The following is a 21,429-nucleotide window of genomic DNA, read 5'->3' on the forward strand; positions in this document are numbered from 1 at the left end:
AAATTGGCGACTTTTCTTTTCAAACTCGGTGAACGAAACGCTTAAAACTGATAGTTCAGATCCAGTGTGTAAGAGCGTCCCGGAGCTGGGTATCGACCAACTGGGCTGGTATCAATCCCACGGAAGTAATACTCCTCGTCAAACAAGTTGTTTACTGCAACATTCATCCGCAACTTGCCTTTGTCGTCTTTGTATAAATCCGTACCTAAGTTGAAGTTCCACACCATGTAAGACGGCACTTTGCCCGTTTCACCTATTGCGTCTTCGGCACTGGTGTTGGCGTTATCAGTATACGAATCACTGAAGTAGAAGCCCGATAGCGTGGTGTCCATGCCGTAAAATGCGTAGGTTGCATCCCAACCAAGCTGATGCTTAGAGGTGTAAGGCAGTTGATTACCTTTATTCTCACCTTCTTCTTCAAGCGTAGCGTCTAGATAGTTATAGCTTGCGCCTAAACTCAGTGCAGGTAGCGCTTCAGGCACATAACGAGCAGAAAGCTCTAAACCTTGGTGAAGGGTTCTACCTATATTTTCAGACGTATTTGTCGCACTCCGCCACTGCAACTGATCCTTAAAGTCAATGCGATACAAAGCTGCATTGAAGCTTGTTGAATCTTGAACATATCGAACGCCAAGTTCGTAGTTCCAAGCCAACTCACTGCTTTCCTCACCGACCCCTCGAACATTAACAAGCTGAGGAACGCGAAGAGATTTCTGCGCATTGGCATAGCTCAGCCATTGTTCATTCCAGTTATATGCGATCGTCACACCAGGCAATAATTCAGTCACCTTGTTTCCAGATTCTTGCCCGCTGCCCAAATCTTTATAGGACATATCAACAAATTCATAACGAAGTCCGGGCGTGACTTTTAACGCACCATTAAACAACCCGACTTCGTTGCTCACATATCCTGCGTACGCATCGGTATCAAGGTGCCAGTTTCGCGGTACATTTGTGGCTCCGCCTGACACTGGTGTTTGTGTCACTTTATATTGAATGTCTTCATTAATGTAACGAGTCCCTATAATCCAGTTTTGCGTAATGGCACCTCCATCAACAAAAACAGCAAGCTTAGGTTCGATACCATAAACACGGAACTCTCGTGGTGAAGTACTTACTTTCGTAGAAGGCAAAGCCGGATCTGCCCAATGGCCACCCGCGCTGTTAAAGCCCCACTTGAAAAGACGCTCTGACTTATGACCAAACGTTAGCACTTCTAGCTCGGCACTGTCGGCAAATGGCAAATCGTGAATGTACTTAACACTCCAGCGCGTCGACTTACCTTCATAATCATCGTAAGGACGTTTCGATTGGTGACGATCTTGCTCGTAATCTTGTGGCGAAAGTGCGCCCGGCATTTGCGTTTCAGCATCGTAACGTTGCAGGAATGCTTGAATCTCTTGAGTGTCACTCAATAGCCACTGTGCTTTAGCTTGAAAGTTCTTCACGTCCGTATCGGAATGCTCACGGAAGCTTTCGCCTTTTAGGAAGTTACCCTCCAACTGCAGCGCGAATGTGTCGCTTAACCAGCCGCCCGTGCGCAGGTAAAAATCATTCAGTGGCGCATCACCGCCATCAAACACGGTAAGGCGGTTACTGATTTCAGTTTGCCAAGTGTGTGGAATCGGTTTGGTTACTAGGTTGATCACACCACCGACGTTGTTTGGGCCGTACTGCACTGCGGCACCACCGCGTACAATGTCAATACGATCAAGCATCGACAGCGTTGCTGGGAAGATAGACTGACCAGTATGGCCGTATGGCGCGAGCGTTAGCGGCACACCATCCATCAAGAACTGAGCATGACCACTGCGGCTTGCTTTCAAACCACGTACGGAAATGTTAGGCAATACGCCTGTTCCGCTTTCATCCTGAACTTTAATACCCGGCACGCGCTGTAGCGCATTATCAATCGAACCCGCTGCGGTTTTCTCGATTTGATCGCGGGGAATGACGGTACGAGCACCTGGGTACTCTTTGACATCTTCAATTTCAGAGTTACCAATCACGCTACCAGTGACAACGACGGTTTCCATCGCGGTAGTTTGTTCTTTTTTAGCAGGAGCGGCAACCGCGCTCATGGATGTGGCAGAAGCGATTGCAATCGCAAGCACACTGTAAGTGGTAGACAAACCAGCACGTACACGCACTTTACCATCCAAATTCTGGTAAGACATTAAGATCTCCTTTGCGAGAAATTGAGCCTCGGGCAGAATACATCCCGTAGGCTCTCGGGGCTAAACATCCTCAATATGAGGTAAAAATTGGCTAACAGGCGCTAACTACGCACAAAAAGCCTAGAACTGATATCCGTAGCTGAGCATGAACTCGGCTGGTGCGCCGTAGCCAATCTGGTTTAAGCCAGACGTGCCGTTTGTTGCGCCAAGAATGTATTTCTCATCCAAAATGTTGTAAGCGTTCGCTTGGATTTTGTGACGACCAGTTGTGTACGCCGCCATCAAATCCACCGTTGTGTAATCGCCAAGTGCGACTGCTTCGTCGTTACCTGCGTAACGATCGCCCACGTACTTCACACCACCGCCTAAACGCCAGTTGTCATCCAATTGGTAAGTGCTCCAAAGAGAGAACAAGTGGTCTGATACATCGTTCGGCTTTTTGCCTGTGGCTTTGTCTTCCGCATCCAAATAGCTGTAACCCACAGAGATGTCCCACTGTTTGGTGATTTGACCGCGAGCCTCTAATTCAATGCCTTGGTGACGCACTTCAATTTTATCGATCACATCGCCGTCCACGTTGGTTTGTGGTTGCTCTTGATCAATCTGGAACAGTGCCGCATTCAACATTAATGCGTTATCCAAAAGGTACGCTTTTGCACCCACCTCTTTTAAGTCGGTGTGGAAGAATTCCGCCAATTTTGGATTGATGTAGATACCAGCGTACGGTAACTGCCAAGAGCGCGCTAAACTGGCGTATACGGATGTGTCGGAATTGATACGGTATACCAAACCAGCACGGTAGCTGACTTTGTCATCATCCAACTTTTCCTTATCTGAGCCCGATTTTTGTTGTTCGAGCTCCATCGAGTCGTAACGCACGTTACCGATCAAAGAAAGGTCGCCCCACGTATAGACGTCTTGCACATACAAACCTGTCGTGGTGGTGGTATTGTCACGAAATGGCTTAAAGCCCGGATCAGTCGTTGGACCAACGACTGGGTCGTAGATATTTTGCGGAGGAAGCGTTTTATCACTTGCCAACGTTAGGTCGATATCGATCTGGTTGAAATCTGCACCCACCATCAATTGATTGTCCCTGGTTTCCCAAACCAACTCAGATTGCAAAGTGGTCGTAGTACGTGGATCGTAACCAAAGTTGTTAACGGTTTGAGACACTTCATTACCCGTCACTTTGCCCTGACGCGTGCCTTTTTGCTCAAGTTCGATATGGTTGAACGCCGCTCGGTTGTTCCATACCCATTGATCATTCAGACGCCATTCGTAATCCACCGCAATACGGAGACTGTCTGACTCCTGATAGTCGTTTGTGCCGCCAAAGTAAGTGCTTACTGGCAAATCAACTGGCTTGCCATTTTTTGATGGCACACCACGATATGGCACTAGTTCTTGATGGGCGTATTCCACGTCAATATCAATGGTGTGACCATCCGCTGGTAACACACGAATGGTCGGTGCAATGAAGAAATCGTTTGAATCAACATGATCAACGTACGAGTCGGCTTGACGGTATTCCAAGTTAATACGCCCGTTGACCTTATCTGTGAACGCCATTGAGCTGTCGACCTGACCGACATACTGGTTGTTGCTACCTACACTGCCGTTTACGTGAGTAAAATTCTCACCGTTAGCGCGTTTCGTCACCAAATTGATGATGCCCCCAGCCGAGCCACGGCCATACAAAGCGCCCGCAGGGCCTTTCACAATTTCAACGCGTTCAACATTCGCTAAGCTGCGGTAAGACTGCAACGTACCGTCATCTCGCAAGCCATCACGGTACATATCGTTGAGTGAATCAAAACCGCGAATCATGAACTGGTCACGGCTGCCTTCGCCCAAGGTGTTATTGACCCCGGCTACCCCATCTAGCGCATCCACTAAACGCACCGCGCCTCGGTCTTGCATTTCTGTTTTCGTTACTACGGATACTGCTTGTGGCACATCAAGCCATTCCACATCGGTTTTGGTTCCTGATTGAGGCATGTGTTCAGCATAACCTTCGTACTGATGCCCGAAAACTTGAATCGTTTCAGTTGCTGATGAGGTTGAGTTCGTCTCTTCTGAAGCCACTGCGCTTGGTGCTACTAGTGAAGAACCAATCGCGACCGCCAAGGGGGTCAGGGTCAATAATTTATTCATTCCATAATTCCGTTTAGTTGTTATAAAGTCAACGGATGGAAATAAGAACAAATATTATTTCTATTTGCAATATTAATTTTATGCTCTATATTTATTTACCCTAAAAACACAACTAACAACAAAAAAAACCAAACATAATAACAATAAACACTAAAAATTCTGCCCTCCGTCTCGCGAGAGGCACATTGGAAGACGACCGTGAGCGACTTTATCAACGTTAGAAGAAAATGTTAGAAAATTAGGAAAGCTCATGAAATCTACGATGATTATCGTAAGTCATGTCGTTAACGATGCAGTCACTCACGGCTTCGTGCCTGCAGCTAAAGCGATGGACCTTCACGTCGTTCTTATCACCGACCATAAGCTCAGCCATTTAGAGCTGGCGAGTCGTGATAGTCACTTTAATCCGGATACCATTCTAGAATGTGATGTCTTCAACCCATTAGAACTCATCGAAACCATCACGGAGCATGAATTAAAGCCAGACGCTATTTTCAGCAATAGTGATCACTTACAAACTTCCACCGCCATCTGCGCACAATTTTTTGGTCTACCGGCCAAAGATTGGTCTGTCACGTTAAAGGCCAAAAACAAACACTTAACTCGACAAGTGTTGAATGAAAAAGCCCTACCCAACACACAAAGCTGTTTGTTGCACCGCCATTCGAATGTGGCATTAGGCATAGACTTTCCTGTCGTGGCAAAACCCAAAGAAGGCGTGGCAAGTTTAGATGTGCAGCGCTGTGACTCCCAAAGCGAGCTCGACGCATACTGCGATGCGTTTTGGCAAAAACACCCAAACGCCGCCATTCTGGTGGAGCAATTCCTTCAAGGGCCGTTGGTTACGCTAGAAACTTTAGGAGATGGTGAGCGCCTTATCGCCGTGGGCGGTTTTGATGTGTCGCTCTCAGAGCCGCCTTACTTTATCGAAACCGCCGCAGACTGGAACGGACCAAACGGCATTGCTCACCGAGAAGCTTGCTTGGCTCAACTGAAAGCGTTCGGCGTTGGTTTTGGAGTTTGCCACAGCGAATTTATCATTACGGAAAATGGCCTGGTTCTGGTGGAAATTAACTACCGCAGTATTGGAGATGGCCGCGAATTCTTGCTCAACAATCTCGCTCACTTCGGCTGGTTTAGCACGATTTTGGGTCTGCATCTGGGTCGAAGATTGGACGGCGATTACCAAATTCATGGGTCAGCGCACGTGCACTACGTAGTTGCGGAGCACAGCGGTGTGATTGATGGAGATTCGACCTCCTTCATCCAAAACGATGACGATATCATCACCCAGCAACAGGTACTAAAAACCGCTGGAGAACACTTCCAACAGAGTTATTCCAATAAGGATTATCTCGCCCGAATTTCGATTGTCTCACCATCAGGGCGAAACCTCGACCAAGCGCTGCAGAACGCGCTTAGCAATTTCGATCTAGCTCCGACTCGCGAGGTGGCAGCATGAATCACAACGCTTTATACCTAACCCAACGATTGATCGATACTTGCCTGCGCGAAGACATGTTTGGCATTTTATCGAACGCCAAGTTCAGTAGCGCCGCACCAAAAGGGGTTATTGTTCCTCAAAGCGAGCAAGTCTGGCTGACCTTTGATAATCCGGATTTCACGCTCTATTTACCTGTTGTGCCAACGTATTACATGCAGCATTGGTGTTACGGCCAAACCAATGGCGAAGCGCCGCTAGGTTGGTGGGTGGAGAGGAATGGCCAAGTCGAGCATCAGCAGCATTATCAAGAGTGGATTGCGCTACTAACGACACTGGCGCATGAGAGCTCTCACGAATTATTAGCGGGATATCTTCAAGAACTGGAATGCGCAGAGAAACACAAAGCACTCTGTGACCAAGCGTTTCGTCACCACGCCGACCACATTTCTCAACCAATATCCGAGCTTGGTTCTTGGCATCAAAAACTGCTGCTTGCCGACCAGATCGCTTCTTACCTTGACCACCCGTACTACCCAACTGCGCGGGCGAAGTTTGGTCTGAGCGATGAAGACCTTGCTAAGTACGCGCCCGAGTTCGCACAAAGCTTTGCTCTGCATTGGATTGCGATTGAAAAATCACTGGTGACATTAACCAGCGAACAACCTGATTGCTGGCCAACAATGGAGCAAGTTGGGCTTCCTGCTGATTTTGCACTGAGCCACGTACTGTTCCCTGCGCATCCGCTCACCCTTCGCTCTTTAGAAGCCTTACCCGAAGGCATGATAGAAGCGCCGTTTACGTACCTAAACGTGACGCCAACGCTTTCCGTTCGTACTGTGGTCGTCAACGACGCGCCGCACATTCACATCAAAGTTCCGCTGATCATGCGATCGCTAGGCACGAAAAACATTCGCTTAATCAAGCCTTCAACACTGTATGACGGCCACTGGTTTGAACGCCTACTCAGCCACCTTGAACAAACGGACGCAGACTTAAGCACTCGCTTGTTCCATTGCAACGAAAAACACGGTGGACACGTCGGCGAGGATAAAACCTTCGCGTACATCGTACGTGAGTACCCACTTACTCATTGCGAAGACAAAGCGTTAGTTCCGGTTGCCGCACTGGCAAGCCCAATGCCTGACGACCGCTTGTTCTTAGAACATTTGGCAGAGCAGTACTATCAACAAGATACGCTGGCGTGGTTCAAAGATTACGTCGACCTATTATGCCAAGTACACCTTACCTTGTGGCTTCGTTATGGCATTGCATTGGAGTCCAACCAGCAAAACGCCATCGTTGCATTTGATCAACAGGGCAAAATGACGCTCGCGATGAAAGACAACGACGCAGCGCGAATTTGGCCAGAGCGCTTCCACTTTGCAACAGAGCATGCCGCCCAAAAACAGGGCGCAGGAACAATTCCAGTGGATTGCGATGAACTGCTCGACCAACGCATCAAAGTCGACAATGAATTGGCGCTCGGTCAGATGTTTACCACCATCACATTACAACTGGATATCGCAGCGATTGTAGAAGCCATGGCTACAAAGGGCATTGCCTCTTCAGCATCGCTTTACGCCATCGTGGCCAAAAGCATTGCTGAGCAACTCAACCGATTGGAAGGCGAAGGGTTAGAAACAAAACTGGCACGCGAGTTACTGCAAGAGGCGCCTGATTTGTACGCCAAGTACTTGTTGAGCTCTGGCAGTTTGCTCTCGAAAGAAGCCTCCGGCGCGAGTGACATCAATAAGTTCTATGGTTTGTCGGCCCCGAACTTCTTACTGCTTTCTAGCGAAGAAGCGCAGCGCGCCTACTTAGAAGCCATCAAAAAAAGCGTACGTTAAACGATTATGACCAAACTCATCTACAGTGTGTTGTTGTGCCACTTTATCGCTGCGTTTGCCGCGTTAGGTATGCCGCTATTTCTACCCGTCGTGTTGCCAACATTAGGCGCAAGCATTGATGCGGACTGGGCAGGGGTATTGTTTATCCTACCTACGTTTTGTACTGCGTTGGCGGCGCGATTTTGGGGCAACTTTGCCGATCGCTACGGTCGCCGCCGCTCACTCTTGCGTGCGCAACTTGGCCTTGCAGCAGGTTTTGCGCTGTGCGGCTTGGCAGACAACCTCGCCATGTTTGTGTTTGGTCTTATTGTTCAAGGAACCTTTGGCGGCACCATGGCCGCCTCGAACAGCTACTTATCTAGTCAACTTAAAGAAGCCAAAACGCTCGGCAAGTCACTCAATAAAACCCAACTATCTGCTCGCTTGGCGCTGATCGTTGCGCCCATTGGGCTCGGCTGGAGCTTGTCCGAAACCAACCCACTCAACGCGTACCTGTGGTTATGCGTTTTGCCTTTAATTGCTATGGGCATCACGCTAACACTGCCTGCGGATAAACCCGCCGAACGAAACCTCGAAAAGCCAAACTCAGAATCTCAGCAAGAAAAACCGGTTGCACAGAAAAACGCAATGCATGCCATTCGCTGGATCTTCTTTGCTCAGTTCGGGTTTGCGTTTTCCATGGTGGTGACCTTTCCTTATTTCTCGCCGTTTGTGCAGCAATATGGCATCACTCACCACGCATGGATCGGTTTTTTGTACGCACTGCCGCATGGCGTCTATCTGTTGCTGGCAGGCAAAATCCACGTGTTGTCAGATGGGCTGAATCGCCATCAACCGCTGCGCACGTTGTGGCTCGGGTTTGCATTGCTTGCCGTGAGCTCTGCCTTGCATTTGATTGCGTCCGAAATCGCACTCATTGCTGCGAGAATTATCTTCGGCATCGCGATGGTGTGTTGTTATCACGGATTGCATCAGCATCTTGCGTGCAATCTGGATCGCAAACTCAGTGGCAAAGTATTTTCTCGCTTTGATGCCATGTCCAAATGGGGTGGCGTGGCGGCGGGATTTTGCGCTTCTTTCATTTCTAGCTTGGGGCTACTTGAGGTTCCTTTCCTACTTTCTGCGATAGTCAGCGTAATCACCTTGATCGCGCTGGTTCTCCATTCAAAATTTGGAAATCAACATGTTACAAACTCAATCCTCTCAGACTAGCGAGTTGCGCGCGCATGATGTGCAGCTCAATCGGGAGAAGGCCCAACTCAACACGATAATGGGTGTTCTTAATTGTTACTTACGTGAATTTGCGCTACCGAATCAACAAGTGGAATGGCGCTACCAATCGACATCGCTACCCCAAACGTTAAAACGCAACTATTCCGCCAAGCAACGGGTAGCCGTTCATCTGTCTCAACAAAATGGCGTGCTGGTTTTGCCGATTCACTACGCGAGCAAACTGGGCAAAATCAAATTGGCAGAACTGCCTTGGGCGAAAATGCCGGGATCTGGTTGGGCAAAATTGGATGCCACGCAAACTCTTACGCTTTTGCTTAACTATCTCAAGCAGGTATTGGCGATCCCGTTTAACCATGAGCTGATCGAACAACTGGAAAATAGCGTGCTGGTTACCGAGCAGTTTCTCAACGTCGCGCCCAAATCGCATCACAACGAATTTATCGCTTCGGAACAGTCTCTGATTTGGGGTCATACTTTCCATCCGACCCCAAAAAGTCGTTCGGGCGTCACCATGGATGATCTCTTGGCGTTTTCTCCAGAAGTCGGCGCGCAAGTCCCGCTGTACTGGTTTGAAGTGGATACGTCCTTACTTGATGTGCTGAGTTCCGACGGAGAAGCTAACCCTGCGCAGCGCATGCTACAACAGCTCGCGCCACAACACACCACCAGCAATGGGAAGACACTCTACCCTTGCCATCCTTGGGAAAGCTACACCATTTTGAGCAACCCAAGCGTGAAGCGTGCCATTGAACAAGGCAAGATCACGCCACTGGGTTTAGGTGGTGAAAAGATGCAGCCGACCTCTTCAGTTCGTACCCTCTACCACCCAGATATGGATTGGTTTGCGAAATTCTCCATCAACGTACGATTAACCAATTGCGTGCGAAAAAACGCGTGGTACGAACTCGACAGCGCCGTGCAGCTCACGTCGATTCTTAAACCAATTAGAGAAAACGAACAGCTGCACAACCCCGTATTTAAAGTGATGACAGAGCCTTACGCCACCACGTTGAATCTAGAAAGCGTCGCTGAGCGTAATTGGGACGACAACACCAAAGCGCGCGAATCGTTTGGGATTTTGTATCGCGAAAATTTCTCGCTGAGCGAAGTCGATATCTTAAAACCAACCCTCGCTGGCGCTCTGTTTGCTTACGACAAAAACGGCAACAGTTGCATTGCTCAACGCCTTAAAAACAAAGCGCGTACTACGCAAAATCGCTATTCCGACATCGCGACACTGTGGTTTGAACGCTATTTGCATTGCCTAATTCCGGGTGTGTTTAACTACTACTTCAAACACGGGGTGGCGTTTGAGCCGCATTTGCAAAACACCTTGATTGGCTTTGAGCAAGAGGTGCCGTGTTGTGTTTGGATTCGTGATTTGGAAGGCACTAAATTACTGCCGGAGTTCTGGCCAGCAGAAACATTAGCTGACTTGTCTGAACGCGCGCGACAATCGGTTTACTACAGTCGCGAACAAGGCTGGAATCGCATCGGATACTGCACCTTTATCAACAACATCAGCGAAGCGATTTTCTTCATCGCAGAAGGTGATGAACCACTAGAGCAAACGCTGTGGAATGCGGTGCAAAGTGCCATTGTGCGTTGGCAATCCGTGAATGGAAAACAGCCGGAACTAGAAGCGTTGCTGAATGGCGGTCACTTCCCAAGCAAAAATAATTTCACCACGCGCTTGATGCAAAAAGCCGATAAAGAGTCGGGCTATACCCAAGTTGCCACGCCTTGGCAGCAACACGAAAAAGGAGCGCAACATGCCTAATTCCCTCTCTCTACCGACACGCGTTAGCCAGCAAATTCACACGCTCGCACAGCAGCAAAATCAACCCTTGTGCGCGTACTTGTATGACCTAAACGCCTTAGAAGAACACATCAAACAACTGCGTCACGTTTTGCCGAAAAATGTCGAGCTATTTTACGCGGCCAAAGCCAATCCATCGGGCCCGATTCTCAAAACGCTCGCGCCGTATGTCGATGGTTTTGAAGCGGCATCTGGTGGGGAATTGGCACACCTCCACCAGCAACAACTCGATAAGCCATTGATCTTCGGCGGCCCAGGAAAAATGCCAAATAAATTGCAACAAGCGATTGAACTTGATGTCGATGCAATTCATGTCGAAAGCCTCACCGAGCTGCAACGCATTGGAGCACTAACCGAGCGCCTCAACCGCCCGACTTCGATCTTTTTGCGTATGAACATAGATATCGGCGACATCACGCTCAGCAAGTTGGCGATGGGCGGCAAGCCGACTCCTTTTGGTTTGGACGAGTCCGAACTGAGTAATGCTTTGATGTTGCTGCGCGATTTCCCGCAAGTGTCACTCAAAGGCTTCCATTTTCACTTGATGTCGCATCAGCTCGATGTTGAACGTCACTTAGCGTTAATGCAGCGCTATTTCCAAGTCGTGAAGGCGTGGCAACAAGAGTTTGAACTCGGTGAGCTGATGATCAACTTGGGTGGAGGCATGGGGATTAACTACCAAAACCCTGAGCAACACTTTCCGTGGATGGAGTTTTGCGACAAGTTGGAATTCCTCATCGCCAAAGAGCAAGTGCAAGACTGGACACTGCGTTTTGAATGCGGACGTTTCATCACGGCGGCATGTGGTTATTACGTGATGGAAGTACTGGATATTAAGCAAAATCTTGGCGAAAACTTTGTCATCGCACGCGGGGGAACTCACCACTTCCGCACGCCAGCAGCGCAGAGCCATGATCATCCATTCGTCATCCTGAAAAGCGAGCAACACCATGAGATTTCTCACTCAATTCAGCATGCACAAGCGACCTTTGTCGGCCAGCTTTGTACGCCCAAAGATGTGCTGGCACGCAATCAACACGTCGCCCACGTCGATATTGGTGATTACGTTGTGTTTACCTTAGCGGGCGCCTATGCGTGGAACATCTCCCATCAAAACTTCTTGATGCATGAACCGCCGATCTTCCACTATTTTTAAACGGCATACTTCGCTTCATTCAAGCCCCAATCATTGGGGCTTTTTTATTCCACTCGGCACAAATTCATTGCCATTAACCGCTTTGCGAAATAGCAATAATGCGTTTTATCAGCTCGTCGGGTTCCATCTTGGGATTGCGGTAAAAACGGAAGATTTCCGAGTTTATCGCTTGCTGGGCAACCGGATTGACCGCCATCGAATCAATCATACTCGGCACAGCGAGGTTGTGTTTAACGCCGTAGTGAAAGTCTTGATATGACTGGACCTGACACGGATTAAAATCGCTGATGTCGATATCGGTACGTACCGGAATCGAGCCTTTTACCTTATTGAACTTAGCTTGAAACTCGACGTCTGCCAGCGCGCTTGCGGTTTGCTGAGCAGCCTCGGAAGAAAACGACTTGCTCGACATAAACACCAAGCTGTCCATGTTGTAGAGGAATACACCATCGCTGTCCGGCGTTGGGTAACAGCCGACCTCTTGCGGAACCGAGACTTGATTGGCGAGCAGCTCGCCCAAAATCCAATCACCGCCGATTTGAAACAGCGCCTGACCGTCGGCTAGCGCTTGGGTCGCCGTATCCCACTTACTGTCGGGTAATTGGTTGTCGATCAACAAACTCAGGCGACGAAATTGCGTCAGCGCTTGGCGCAGTGTATCGCTGTCGATGCTGTCTCGCTCAAGTTTAACCATCGCATTGGTGTAGAACTCAACACCGCCAGTGGAGATCACTAAGTTCTCGAAAAGTTGGGCGACTTGCCACGGCTGCTCACCGACCGCGATCGGCACGATGCCATTTTGCTTAGCAAGCTCCATGGCAGCGAACATCTCTTGCCAGTTTTTCGGCGCGGAGAGATTCAGTTGTTTAAGCAGCTTGTGGTTGACCCACAGCCAGTTTAAGCGGTGCAGCGTAAGTGGCAGGGCGATATAGCCGTTTTGTGTTTTATTGATTTCGATAGACAGCGGGTAGAGCACCTCGTCCCAGCGCTGCTCATCCGCTACCGCATTGACGTTGTGCAAAATACCGATGGCATCCCACGCCTTAATACTTGGCCCTTCGATTTGCGCGAAGCTGGGTGGATTGCCCGCCAGCGCGCGAGCTTGCAGTACCGTCATCGCGCTGTCGCCACCACCGCCTAACACCGGGCTTTGCAGCAGATCAATATCGTGCTGTTTTAGCTGAGCTTTAAGTGTTTGCAGCGCTTGCTGCTCGCCGTCAGAAGTCCACCAATGTAAAAACTCTACCCCTTGTGGCGACTCAGCGTGAGCGACGCAAGGGGCGAGCAACAGTGGGAACAAGAATGCCAGTTTGTTCATAGTCAGTCTCTCGGGAAAGTCAGCGTGGCGCAGAGGCCGCCAAACTGAGAATGGCTCAGCAACAAGTTGCCGCCATGAGCCTTTGCAATACTCTGTGAAATGGTTAACCCCAGCCCACTGCCTTCTTTATCGTTGCTAGCGCGGAAGTATGGCTGGCAGAGCTTTTCAAGTAATAAATCGTCAACACCATCACCGTGATCTTCAATTTCAATCTGGATCGACTCTGGGCTTTCACTCAGCGTAATGTCCGCTTGATGGCCGTATTTGAGCGCGTTATCGACCAGATTCTGAATGCAGCGCTTAATCGCTAACGGTTTACCAGCAAAGTGGGTGCGGATTTCGCCGTGGATGCGAATCGCGTCCGGCGCATCGGCGATATTGGCGGAAATGTGCTGAATCAGTTGGGTGAAATTGATCGGCTCGATTTCCTCGTGGATATCGGTCTCTTTAATGCATTGCAATGCGCCTTTGACCATCAAATCTAGGTCGTTACTCAGGCGGATAAAGCGTTCTCGCTCGGCGTCGTCATCCAGCATTTCCGCCCTCAGTTTTAGGCAGGCTATCGGCGTTTTCAGATCGTGGGAGATGGCGCTGAACAGCATCTCGCGGTCTTTAATGTGGCTGTCGATGCGTCGGTTCATTTTGTTAAACGCACGTACCGCCGCTTTCAGTTCGTTACTGCCTCGCTCAGAGACTTCGGGCACGTCTAATCGGCTCGACATCAGGGTTGCGGCTTTTGCCAGCTCTCGAATGGGTTGAATTTCTTTGCGAACGATAAACCAGGTACACAGCAACAGCATTAGCGCGGACACCAATAGCGTCAGCCATTGGCGCAACTCAAAATAGTTAGTCTCTAGGTTGATGTAAGGCGCGGGTAGCACCGCCGCGAGATAAAACCATTCGTTCTGCGCGACTTCGACCTGCATCACCAAAATGGGTGGATTGAGGTCACCAAACGAAAGCGAATAATGCGCCCACAATAGTGGCAGTTCATCGATAGGTAGCTCGTTGTTGAACACTTTGAGTTTGTCGCGCTGGGTGAACTCCACCTCGATATTAGGAATGCCGCTCAGCTCGCTTTCTAATACCTCGCGAACTTGGTTGATGACCAACGTTTTGCGCTCGCTCTCTGGCAGTGGGTCGACATCAATCTGGTGATTGTTGAGTGAGACGAAAAAGCGCGTACCACCCATGTTGCGCAGTTGATTGAGCACCAAGTGGCGATATTCAGAAGGGAGGGTTTGAAAGAAAGCGATGGTGGAAGAAGCGCTCAGTGCTAAGCTTTTGACTGTGGTGGTCAGGCCCTCTTTATCGCGTTCGCTGGCGTGTTGATACCAGATAATCCCGGATAATACCTGCGCCAGAATGATCACCAGCAACAGGAACACACTGGTGCGAACGACCAGTGATCCCGTCCAGCGTTTAATTCTCATAATGCACGTCCGTGGTCAGCATGTAGCCTTTGTTGCGCACCGTTAGGATCAGCGAGCGGTCTTTATCTTCAAGGTGATGACGCAAGCGGCTGATCTGCACGTCGATGCCGCGTTCAAATGGGTCGGCATCGCGTCCCCAGATCTCGCGCGCAATGTCATCGCGAGACAATATTGATTGCGCGTGGTTGACGAACAAACCGAGCAGCGACAAATCCGCGCCACTCAGTTGCTTAACTTCGCGGCTAGCGACGTGGGTCAGTTGCCGGGTTACGGTATCTAACAACCAATCATCAAAACGCACTTTACGCGTCAGTTTGCTATTGGCGGTCGATTGGCTGCGTCTCAGAATCGTTTTGATGCGCGCGAGCAGTTCGCGCGGACTGAATGATTTGGTGATGTAGTCGTCAGCGCCCATTTCTAGCCCTGCGACTCGGTCGGCTTCTTCAGTGACGGCGGTCAGCATGATGATCGGGATATCGGAGTTTTTGCGCAGTTTCTGGCACAGGGTAAAGCCGTCTTCACCGGGCATCATAATATCGAGGATGATCAAATCAGGATGGTGATCGTTGAGCAGTTGCCACATCACGCCGCCGTTTTCTGCGCAAAGCACTTCAAACCCTGCGCGACCAAGGTAATCTGACAACGCTTCGCGAAGGTCGAGGTTGTCATCGACGACCAGTATCTGCTTGTTTTCCATCCTACTTTCCCTGTGTCCGTCCCTGTGCCTGCCCCTGAGTTTGGCGCTGGCCAATATGATGCATTCTTAAAGGCCCATACACAATCGAGCCGATTGCAATTTTCACTTCTCGGTGTAAGAGATTTGTAAGCGGCCACTTACAAACTGATTGCCTTTTGTAACCTTAGGCGCCGCCTTGCTCGCTATGATCATCCTGACCTTACGTGAAACAACATGACCTGAAGGAATCAGGTCCTACAACACTGGCATTCGTCAGGAGGAAACCATGTTTGCAAGTATATTTGGACAACTACAAAAAATAGGGCGGTCGTTGATGCTGCCTGTGGCGGTGTTACCGGTGGCCGGCTTGATGCTGGGTATTGGTAACGCGGGTTTTACGTTTATTCCAGACGCGGTCAACAAAGTGATGCTCGCCGCCGGTGAAGGCGTGTTCGGCAACATGCAGTTGATGTTTGCGGTCGGTGTGGCGCTCGGGTTATCAAAAGGCAATGACGGTGCCGCTGCGCTCGCAGGCTTAGTTGGCCTAATTATTATGAACGCATCGCTCGGTATCGTGACTGGCCTGCGCGGCCTAGAAACTGACGCCACCATCATGGGCGTTGAGACGCTGCAAACCGGGGTGTTTGGCGGCATCTTTATCGGTGCGGTCGCGGCAATCATGTACAACCGCTTCTACAACATCAAACTGCCGGAATATTTGGGCTTCTTCGCGGGTAAGCGATTTGTGCCCATTGTCACCGGTTTATCGGCGATCGTCGTTGGTGCGATTCTCGCGTTTGCATGGCCACCTATCGGACAACTTCTTGATGCATTCTCTCATTGGGCAGCGTACCAAAACCCTGTACTCGCGTGGGCGGTTTACGGAGCGGGCGAACGTTCATTACTCCCGGTGGGTTTGCACCACATCTGGAATGCGCCGTTCTTCTTTGAAGTCGGCAGTTACATAGACCCAGAAACAGGTAAAGAGTTTACCGGTGAGCTCACTCGCTTCTTCGCGGGCGATAAAACCGCAGGTTATCTGTCTGGTGGCTTTATGTACTCCATGTGGGCGCTACCAGCAGCGGCACTGGCGATTTACCACTGCGCGTCTCCAGAGCGTAAGAAAATCGTCGGTGGTTTGATGATGTCTGCGGCGTTGACCTCTTGGTTAACTGGTATCACAGAGCCAATCGAATTTACCTTCCTATTCGTCGCGCCAGTGCTGTACGTGATCCATATTTTCCTTACCGGTATTGCGTTTGCGATCACCGCATTTTTGGAAATCAAACACAGTACTGACTTTGCGCACGGCGCGATCCAGTTCTTCCTTTACTACCCAATGTCGACCAACGCGTGGATGTTCATCATCATAGGTCCAATCTGGGCGACGCTGTACTACGGCTTGTTCCGCTTCCTAATTGTGAAGTTGGATCTGAAAACGCCGGGCCGTGAAACCGACATTGCAGAAGTGAAGATTGCCGGACAACCTGATGAAATTGCGGTGGATGTAGTAGCTGCATTGGGCGGCAAAGCCAATATTAAGTCAGTCGATGCGTGTATCACCCGTCTGCGTGTCTCGGTAAAAGACATTGCCAACGTTGATGTTGCTAAGCTAAAAGCGCTCGGCGCGCGAGATGTGTTAGTGATTGGCGACAGTTTACAAGCGATTTTCGGTACGCAGTCTGACTCAATTAAGTCAGAAGTGCACAGCGTACTCGCCACCTCCTGATCTTACCTCCCCCAATCTAGGTAAGATTTGCCAACCTCCCAGCGAGGTTGGCTTTTTCGTTTTCGGAGTAAAAAAAGCGAAGCCAATAACCAGCCCTACTTCGCCGCCGCGTGGGTTAAATTGCCCAGCACGCCGCTGATTTTGTTCAATACCTCGTCACAGCCTTCAATATGATGGCGCTGCTTTAAATACATAGGATCGTTGTAAGCTAACCACGTTTTGCCTTCAGCATCTTCATACACCAACACTTTTTGGGGTAAATCGAGCGCCACTTCCTGCGCACAGATCATCAGTGGCGTGCCCACTTTAGGGTTCCCAAACACGATAACTTCGGTTGGTCGCAACGTCATATCGACTTTCGTGGCGTTCTCTTGATGGTTAATGCGCGCAAAGACGTTCAACCCTTTTTCTTGCGCGATAGCGACAAATTTATCCGCCGTATCTTTTGCTGAATGCGTGCTCGCAACGGTTACCACCCCCTCCCCAGCCAATGCACTCAATGACGCCAACGCCACGACCAACACGATGATTACTTTTTTCATTTGTCGTCCCTTCCTCTCTACCTGAGTCGAAAACTGTAAATATAGAAAAACCAAGTGTAGGAAAACTATAGAAGTCAGATTCCGCTATCGCGAATTGCACTCTACCCACTCAAGAGTCGACCGTGTAACACGGATTAATTGATTCAGATTAATAAAGCGTTAACTAGCTGAGCATCAAAAGCGTGAAATACGTAACATTTGCAGCCTATTTTAGTAAGAAAGAGAAAAGTAGTGACACGCGATCAATTTGAGTTATTAGCACCCGGTGGTGATTTAGATTCCATCAAAGCCGCCATTGCCGCTGGCGCCGATGCAATTTACTGTGGGCTCGACCGCTTCAATGCTCGTAACCGAGCGACCAACCTCACCTTAGATAACTTAAATGGCGTGTTAACGTTGGCCCATCAGCACAGCTGTAAGATTTTCCTAACGTTGAATGTGCTGATTTTAGAAAGTGAAATTCCAGCGATTGTTCGCTTGCTCAGCCAACTGAACACCACCAAAATCGATGGCGTGATCGTGCAAGATCTCGGTCTGGCCTACATTCTCAAACATCACTTTCCCGATTTGGATGTGCACGCTTCAACGCAACTGAACACGCATAACGAAGGCCAGATCCTCTTTCTCAACCAGCTCACCGCAAGCCGAGTAAACTTATCTCGCGAACTTAACATCGATGAAATAAAACATCTGGCGCAATTTGGTCGCGAGCACAACGTAATGATGGAAGTGTTTGTCCACGGCTCATACTGCATCGGATTCTCCGGAATTTGCTACATAAGTTCCGCTCGCAATGGTGCATCAGGTAACCGTGGACGCTGCAGCCAACCTTGTCGCGAACAGTACGAAACGACCAAAACAGGCAACAACTATCCACTCAATATGAAAGACAACTCCGCCTTTGGGGACTTGGAAGCGCTTGCCGATGCTGGCGTGTATTCCTTAAAAGTGGAAGGACGAATCAAGAAATCGCACTACGTCTATACCGTGGTCGATAATTGGCGTCAGCAAATCGATCGCTTGTGCGAGGGTTTGGAACTCTCTGAAGACACCACCGAGTTATACACGGTGTTCAACCGCAATTTCTCCAACGCATTTTTGCAAGGTGATTTCGGCAAGGCGATGTACATCGACAACCCGCGCGACCACGCTGTAAAGCATTTTTCGAAGGTTTATCAATGCCAGTCTGCTGATGATGTGCAAGCGGTGAAAAAGAAACTCTACGACGACAAAACCGCGATCATTGAGAAAGTGGCAGAGCAAACTAAGTCGTTCGATGTCACTTCAACACAAGTATCCGGCAGCAGCTTGAAAGGGTCGATTGATGTGCCAACTCTGCCAGCGCTACCTCAACCAGACCCTCGCCAAGGTGCGCCAAAATTATCGGTTCTGATCTCGTCAGCACAAGAAGCCATGCTGTGCGAATACCACGACATTGATGTTTACTATCAATTGCCAATGGGATTGTCTGGCGAACTGAGCGCGATGATTGAGTTGTTCCAAGCCAACCCAATGCTCAAACCTTGGTTCCCAGCCATTTTGATTGGCGAAGACTACCACGCCGCGCGCGTATTTTTGGAAACCATCCAACCTGAGTTGTTGATCACCAACAACTCAGGCGTCGGCATGATCGCAAAAGAGCTCGGCTTAGGCTGGGTGGCAGGCCCACAAATGAACACGGTGAACTCATACGCGTTTAAATGCCTTCAAGACGAGTTCGCGGCAAGTGGCGCGTTTGTTTCTAACGAGCTGAATATGAAGCAGATGCGCCATATCAAGCGTCCGAAAAACATGCGCAGCTTCTACAGCATTTATAATCCAAATACCCTACTCACGAGCCGCCAATGTTTGTTCCAACAAACCGAAGGATGCCGTAAGGTGAAGGTCAACAAAGGTTGTTTGAAACGCTGTGATAAACGCACGTCTATCATCAACTTAAAAGACAATCCTTACGTGGTGCAAAAACAGAAAGGCAGCCACAATTCGATCTACAGCGAACACAACGTCTTAAACCTGCAAGTGCTGCACGATCTGCCTCAATTATTTACCGATGTGTTGATCGATCTGCGTGATATCCAGACCGAAACGAAAGTCTCAGCAAGCAAACCTGAGTTGATTGACGCGTTCTTAGCTCTACTTGAAGAACACAGCGAACAAACCGTCCAAACGCTGAATGCCATGATTCAACCAACAGCCAACGCGCAGTATTTAAAGGGGTTGTAGAATTTTTCTAACGAGGCAAACAAAACAATAAATTATCCTACACTCTACTAGAGGGAAGCGTAACGCTTTGTAAGTCAGATGGTTGGCTGAAGAACATAGTTCATCAATAGAAGAACTTCCTGGCCATTTGAGATAATTTATTTGAGTACGCCATGAAAATATCTAAAGGTATCGAAGAGCAGGGGATCCCTGTCGGAAACTATTACGACAAATACAATACTCAGAACCCCATCGCCAGAAAAATGATGAGCAATTTCGATCATCATTTATCGCAACTGGTTGATATGGTCACACCAAAGTCGATACACGAAATCGGCTGCGGAGAAGGAGTCTGGGCACTTAAATGGCATCAACAAGGGATCCGTGTGAAAGGGAGTGACTTCTCCCAACAAGTGATTCAACTAGCAAGAGACAATGCCCAAGCACACAACTTGGAAGACATTTTGTTTGAACAAAAAAGTGTGTATGACGTTGCTAGAAAGACTGATTCTGCTGACCTTGTTGTTTGTTGTGAGGTCTTGGAACACCTAGAGCATCCCGAGCAAGCACTAGCAACATTGCAAGATCTCGATACTGACTATTACATTTTTAGTGTGCCAAGAGAGCCGTTGTGGTGTGCGTTAAACATGGCAAGAGGTAAATATTTAAACAGTTGGGGCAATACTCCCGGACATATCCAACACTGGTCCAAGAATGCCTTTCTGACTTTGCTCAATCAACACTTTGAGATTCTCGAAGTACGCTCTCCCATTCCTTGGACCATGGTTTTATGCCAGCGTGTGAATCATGAAACATAATAAGAGTAAATTCATATTAAGTTGGGTTGGGCGAATCATTACTATTTTTTCCATCGCCTTTGTATTAATCAAGCTCTCTACATACTCGCAGCAACTGAATATTCAGGATATTCCCTCTTACTCCTATCTGGTATTTATTTTTTGCATAGGCCTCTACGCCTTTGGCAATTATGTTCTTTCTATGGCGTGGCGACTTTTAGTCGCGAACAGTGAATATACTTTGTCTGCATCAACTGCCATTTGGGTGTTTGGCGGATCTCAAATTGCTAAGTATCTACCTGGAAACATTTTCCAATTCGCTAGCCGACAAGTAATTGGCGTACAACACGGAATTAAGAATAATGTATTACTGAAATCGACCTTATGGGAAATAGGGTTGATGGGTATTGCGGCTGGTTCGTTTGGCGTCTTTCTGCTGAATGAGTACTTCCCTAGTTTAATGGGGTACGAGATGACTTTATTCGCTGGACTTATCGTGATCACCGGATCAATATTAAGCTTGATAGCCAGTCGCAATTACCTAAAAGCTTGTGGGCTTTATCTCTGCTTTTTTTTGGTATCGGGCGGCATTTTCTCACTCATATTTTTTACGCTAAACGACAGTCTAACTCCAACTTTAGAGACATTTTTACAAACATCTTGTTACTTCATCATCGCATGGTTAATAGGGTTTGCCACCCCAGGCTCTCCTGCGGGGTTGGGTGTCCGAGAGGCTGTTTTAATCACACTCCTAGATTCGCCGAGTATTGAAGATACACTCTTAGTTGCCGTCCTTATTTCCAGAATCGTCACGGTTCTAGGAGATATGTTGTTCTTCGCTATCTCGAGTCTATTTAGGCCTAAGCAAGCCGTATCAAATAACTCACTTCTTTAAAGTA

General features: G+C 48.8%; 15 protein-coding genes. 9 read left to right on the plus strand and 6 right to left on the minus strand.

Annotation, left to right across the window (positions count from 1 at the left end):
- Positions 1-41: 41 nt before the first annotated feature.
- Together L3V32_RS13625 and L3V32_RS13630 are read right to left on the minus strand one after the other, a co-directional pair.
- Positions 42-2,177 carry a TonB-dependent siderophore receptor gene (locus tag L3V32_RS13625; protein WP_237284505.1) on the minus strand — a complete coding sequence of 712 codons (2,136 nt, stop codon included), beginning with the start codon at positions 2,175-2,177 and terminating at the stop codon, positions 42-44.
- A gap of 120 nt (positions 2,178-2,297) precedes the next feature.
- Positions 2,298-4,334, minus strand: coding sequence for a TonB-dependent siderophore receptor (locus L3V32_RS13630; RefSeq protein WP_237284506.1), 2,037 nt, complete (start codon positions 4,332-4,334; stop codon positions 2,298-2,300).
- A 250-nt stretch (positions 4,335-4,584) separates the two neighbouring features.
- Here L3V32_RS13630 and L3V32_RS13635 point away from each other — a divergent pair, with 250 nt between their 5' ends.
- From L3V32_RS13635 to L3V32_RS13655, 5 genes are read left to right on the plus strand one after another with little or no spacing between them, the layout of a single operon-like run.
- A complete protein-coding gene (locus L3V32_RS13635; protein WP_237284507.1) occupies positions 4,585-5,796 on the plus strand; it encodes an acetyl-CoA carboxylase biotin carboxylase subunit family protein in 1,212 nt (403 codons plus the stop codon).
- The gene (locus tag L3V32_RS13640) at positions 5,793-7,625 is read left to right on the plus strand and encodes an IucA/IucC family protein (protein WP_237284508.1); all 1,833 of its coding nucleotides are present in this window, start codon (positions 5,793-5,795) and stop codon (positions 7,623-7,625) included. The genes L3V32_RS13635 and L3V32_RS13640 overlap by 4 nt, the downstream gene beginning before the upstream one ends.
- Positions 7,626-7,631: 6 nt before the next feature.
- Positions 7,632-8,837: an MFS transporter gene (locus L3V32_RS13645; RefSeq protein WP_237284509.1), complete on the plus strand. Its 1,206-nt coding sequence runs from the start codon at positions 7,632-7,634 to the stop codon at positions 8,835-8,837.
- Positions 8,809-10,638, plus strand: coding sequence for an IucA/IucC family siderophore biosynthesis protein (locus L3V32_RS13650; protein ID WP_237284510.1), 1,830 nt, complete (start codon positions 8,809-8,811; stop codon positions 10,636-10,638). The genes L3V32_RS13645 and L3V32_RS13650 overlap by 29 nt, the downstream gene beginning before the upstream one ends.
- Positions 10,631-11,833, plus strand: a complete 1,203-nt coding sequence (locus L3V32_RS13655) for a type III PLP-dependent enzyme (RefSeq protein WP_237284511.1) — start codon at positions 10,631-10,633, stop codon at positions 11,831-11,833. The genes L3V32_RS13650 and L3V32_RS13655 overlap by 8 nt, the downstream gene beginning before the upstream one ends.
- A 73-nt stretch (positions 11,834-11,906) precedes the next feature.
- Here the strand turns inward: L3V32_RS13655 and L3V32_RS13660 are convergent, their stop codons facing one another.
- Genes L3V32_RS13660 through L3V32_RS13670 form a run of 3 tightly spaced genes read right to left on the minus strand, consistent with a single transcriptional unit; the run spans position 11,907 to position 15,281 of the window.
- The gene (locus L3V32_RS13660) at positions 11,907-13,151 is read right to left on the minus strand and encodes an ABC transporter substrate-binding protein (RefSeq protein WP_237284512.1); all 1,245 of its coding nucleotides are present in this window, start codon (positions 13,149-13,151) and stop codon (positions 11,907-11,909) included.
- Positions 13,152-13,153: 2 nt separating this feature from the next.
- The gene (locus L3V32_RS13665) at positions 13,154-14,584 is read right to left on the minus strand and encodes an ATP-binding protein (protein WP_237284513.1); all 1,431 of its coding nucleotides are present in this window, start codon (positions 14,582-14,584) and stop codon (positions 13,154-13,156) included.
- A complete protein-coding gene (locus L3V32_RS13670) occupies positions 14,574-15,281 on the minus strand; it encodes a response regulator (RefSeq protein ID WP_005383484.1) in 708 nt (235 codons plus the stop codon). The genes L3V32_RS13665 and L3V32_RS13670 overlap by 11 nt, the downstream gene beginning before the upstream one ends.
- Before the next feature lie 265 nt (positions 15,282-15,546).
- Here L3V32_RS13670 and ptsG point away from each other — a divergent pair, with 265 nt between their 5' ends.
- A complete protein-coding gene (gene ptsG, locus L3V32_RS13675) occupies positions 15,547-16,989 on the plus strand; it encodes a glucose-specific PTS transporter subunit IIBC (protein WP_237284514.1) in 1,443 nt (480 codons plus the stop codon).
- Positions 16,990-17,084: 95 nt separating this feature from the next.
- Here ptsG and L3V32_RS13680 read toward each other — a convergent pair whose 3' ends face one another.
- Positions 17,085-17,531, minus strand: a complete 447-nt coding sequence (locus L3V32_RS13680; protein ID WP_237284515.1) for a DUF302 domain-containing protein — start codon at positions 17,529-17,531, stop codon at positions 17,085-17,087.
- Between the two features lie 231 nt (positions 17,532-17,762).
- On the opposite strand from L3V32_RS13680, the gene L3V32_RS13685 reads away from it, so the two are divergent.
- The 3 genes from L3V32_RS13685 (at position 17,763) to L3V32_RS13695 (ending at position 21,425) form a co-directional block, all read left to right on the plus strand.
- Positions 17,763-19,754: a U32 family peptidase gene (locus L3V32_RS13685; protein ID WP_237284516.1), complete on the plus strand. Its 1,992-nt coding sequence runs from the start codon at positions 17,763-17,765 to the stop codon at positions 19,752-19,754.
- A 152-nt stretch (positions 19,755-19,906) separates the two neighbouring features.
- Positions 19,907-20,551, plus strand: coding sequence for a bifunctional 2-polyprenyl-6-hydroxyphenol methylase/3-demethylubiquinol 3-O-methyltransferase UbiG (locus tag L3V32_RS13690; protein WP_053808213.1), 645 nt, complete (start codon positions 19,907-19,909; stop codon positions 20,549-20,551).
- Positions 20,541-21,425 (plus strand): hypothetical protein, encoded by an 885-nt coding sequence (locus L3V32_RS13695; protein WP_237284517.1) that lies wholly within the window; start codon positions 20,541-20,543, stop codon positions 21,423-21,425. Before L3V32_RS13690 ends, L3V32_RS13695 begins: the two co-directional genes overlap by 11 nt.
- Positions 21,426-21,429 lie beyond the last annotated feature (4 nt).

Origin of the sequence: Vibrio sp. J2-4 (genome assembly GCF_021728155.1) — a bacterium.
Lineage (GTDB): Bacteria > Pseudomonadota > Gammaproteobacteria > Enterobacterales > Vibrionaceae > Vibrio > Vibrio diabolicus.

Coding starts and splice junctions, on each gene's coding strand:
- L3V32_RS13625 (WP_237284505.1), bottom strand. CDS start 2,177: ATGTCTTACCAGAATTTGGATGGTAAAGTGCGTGTACGTGCTGGTTTG.
- L3V32_RS13630 (WP_237284506.1), bottom strand. CDS start 4,334: ATGAATAAATTATTGACCCTGACCCCCTTGGCGGTCGCGATTGGTTCT.
- L3V32_RS13635 (WP_237284507.1), top strand. CDS start 4,585: ATGAAATCTACGATGATTATCGTAAGTCATGTCGTTAACGATGCAGTC.
- L3V32_RS13640 (WP_237284508.1), top strand. CDS start 5,793: ATGAATCACAACGCTTTATACCTAACCCAACGATTGATCGATACTTGC.
- L3V32_RS13645 (WP_237284509.1), top strand. CDS start 7,632: ATGACCAAACTCATCTACAGTGTGTTGTTGTGCCACTTTATCGCTGCG.
- L3V32_RS13650 (WP_237284510.1), top strand. CDS start 8,809: ATGTTACAAACTCAATCCTCTCAGACTAGCGAGTTGCGCGCGCATGAT.
- L3V32_RS13655 (WP_237284511.1), top strand. CDS start 10,631: ATGCCTAATTCCCTCTCTCTACCGACACGCGTTAGCCAGCAAATTCAC.
- L3V32_RS13660 (WP_237284512.1), bottom strand. CDS start 13,151: ATGAACAAACTGGCATTCTTGTTCCCACTGTTGCTCGCCCCTTGCGTC.
- L3V32_RS13665 (WP_237284513.1), bottom strand. CDS start 14,584: ATGAGAATTAAACGCTGGACGGGATCACTGGTCGTTCGCACCAGTGTG.
- L3V32_RS13670 (WP_005383484.1), bottom strand. CDS start 15,281: ATGGAAAACAAGCAGATACTGGTCGTCGATGACAACCTCGACCTTCGC.
- ptsG (WP_237284514.1), top strand. CDS start 15,547: ATGTTTGCAAGTATATTTGGACAACTACAAAAAATAGGGCGGTCGTTG.
- L3V32_RS13680 (WP_237284515.1), bottom strand. CDS start 17,531: ATGAAAAAAGTAATCATCGTGTTGGTCGTGGCGTTGGCGTCATTGAGT.
- L3V32_RS13690 (WP_053808213.1), top strand. CDS start 19,907: ATGAAAATATCTAAAGGTATCGAAGAGCAGGGGATCCCTGTCGGAAAC.
- L3V32_RS13695 (WP_237284517.1), top strand. CDS start 20,541: ATGAAACATAATAAGAGTAAATTCATATTAAGTTGGGTTGGGCGAATC.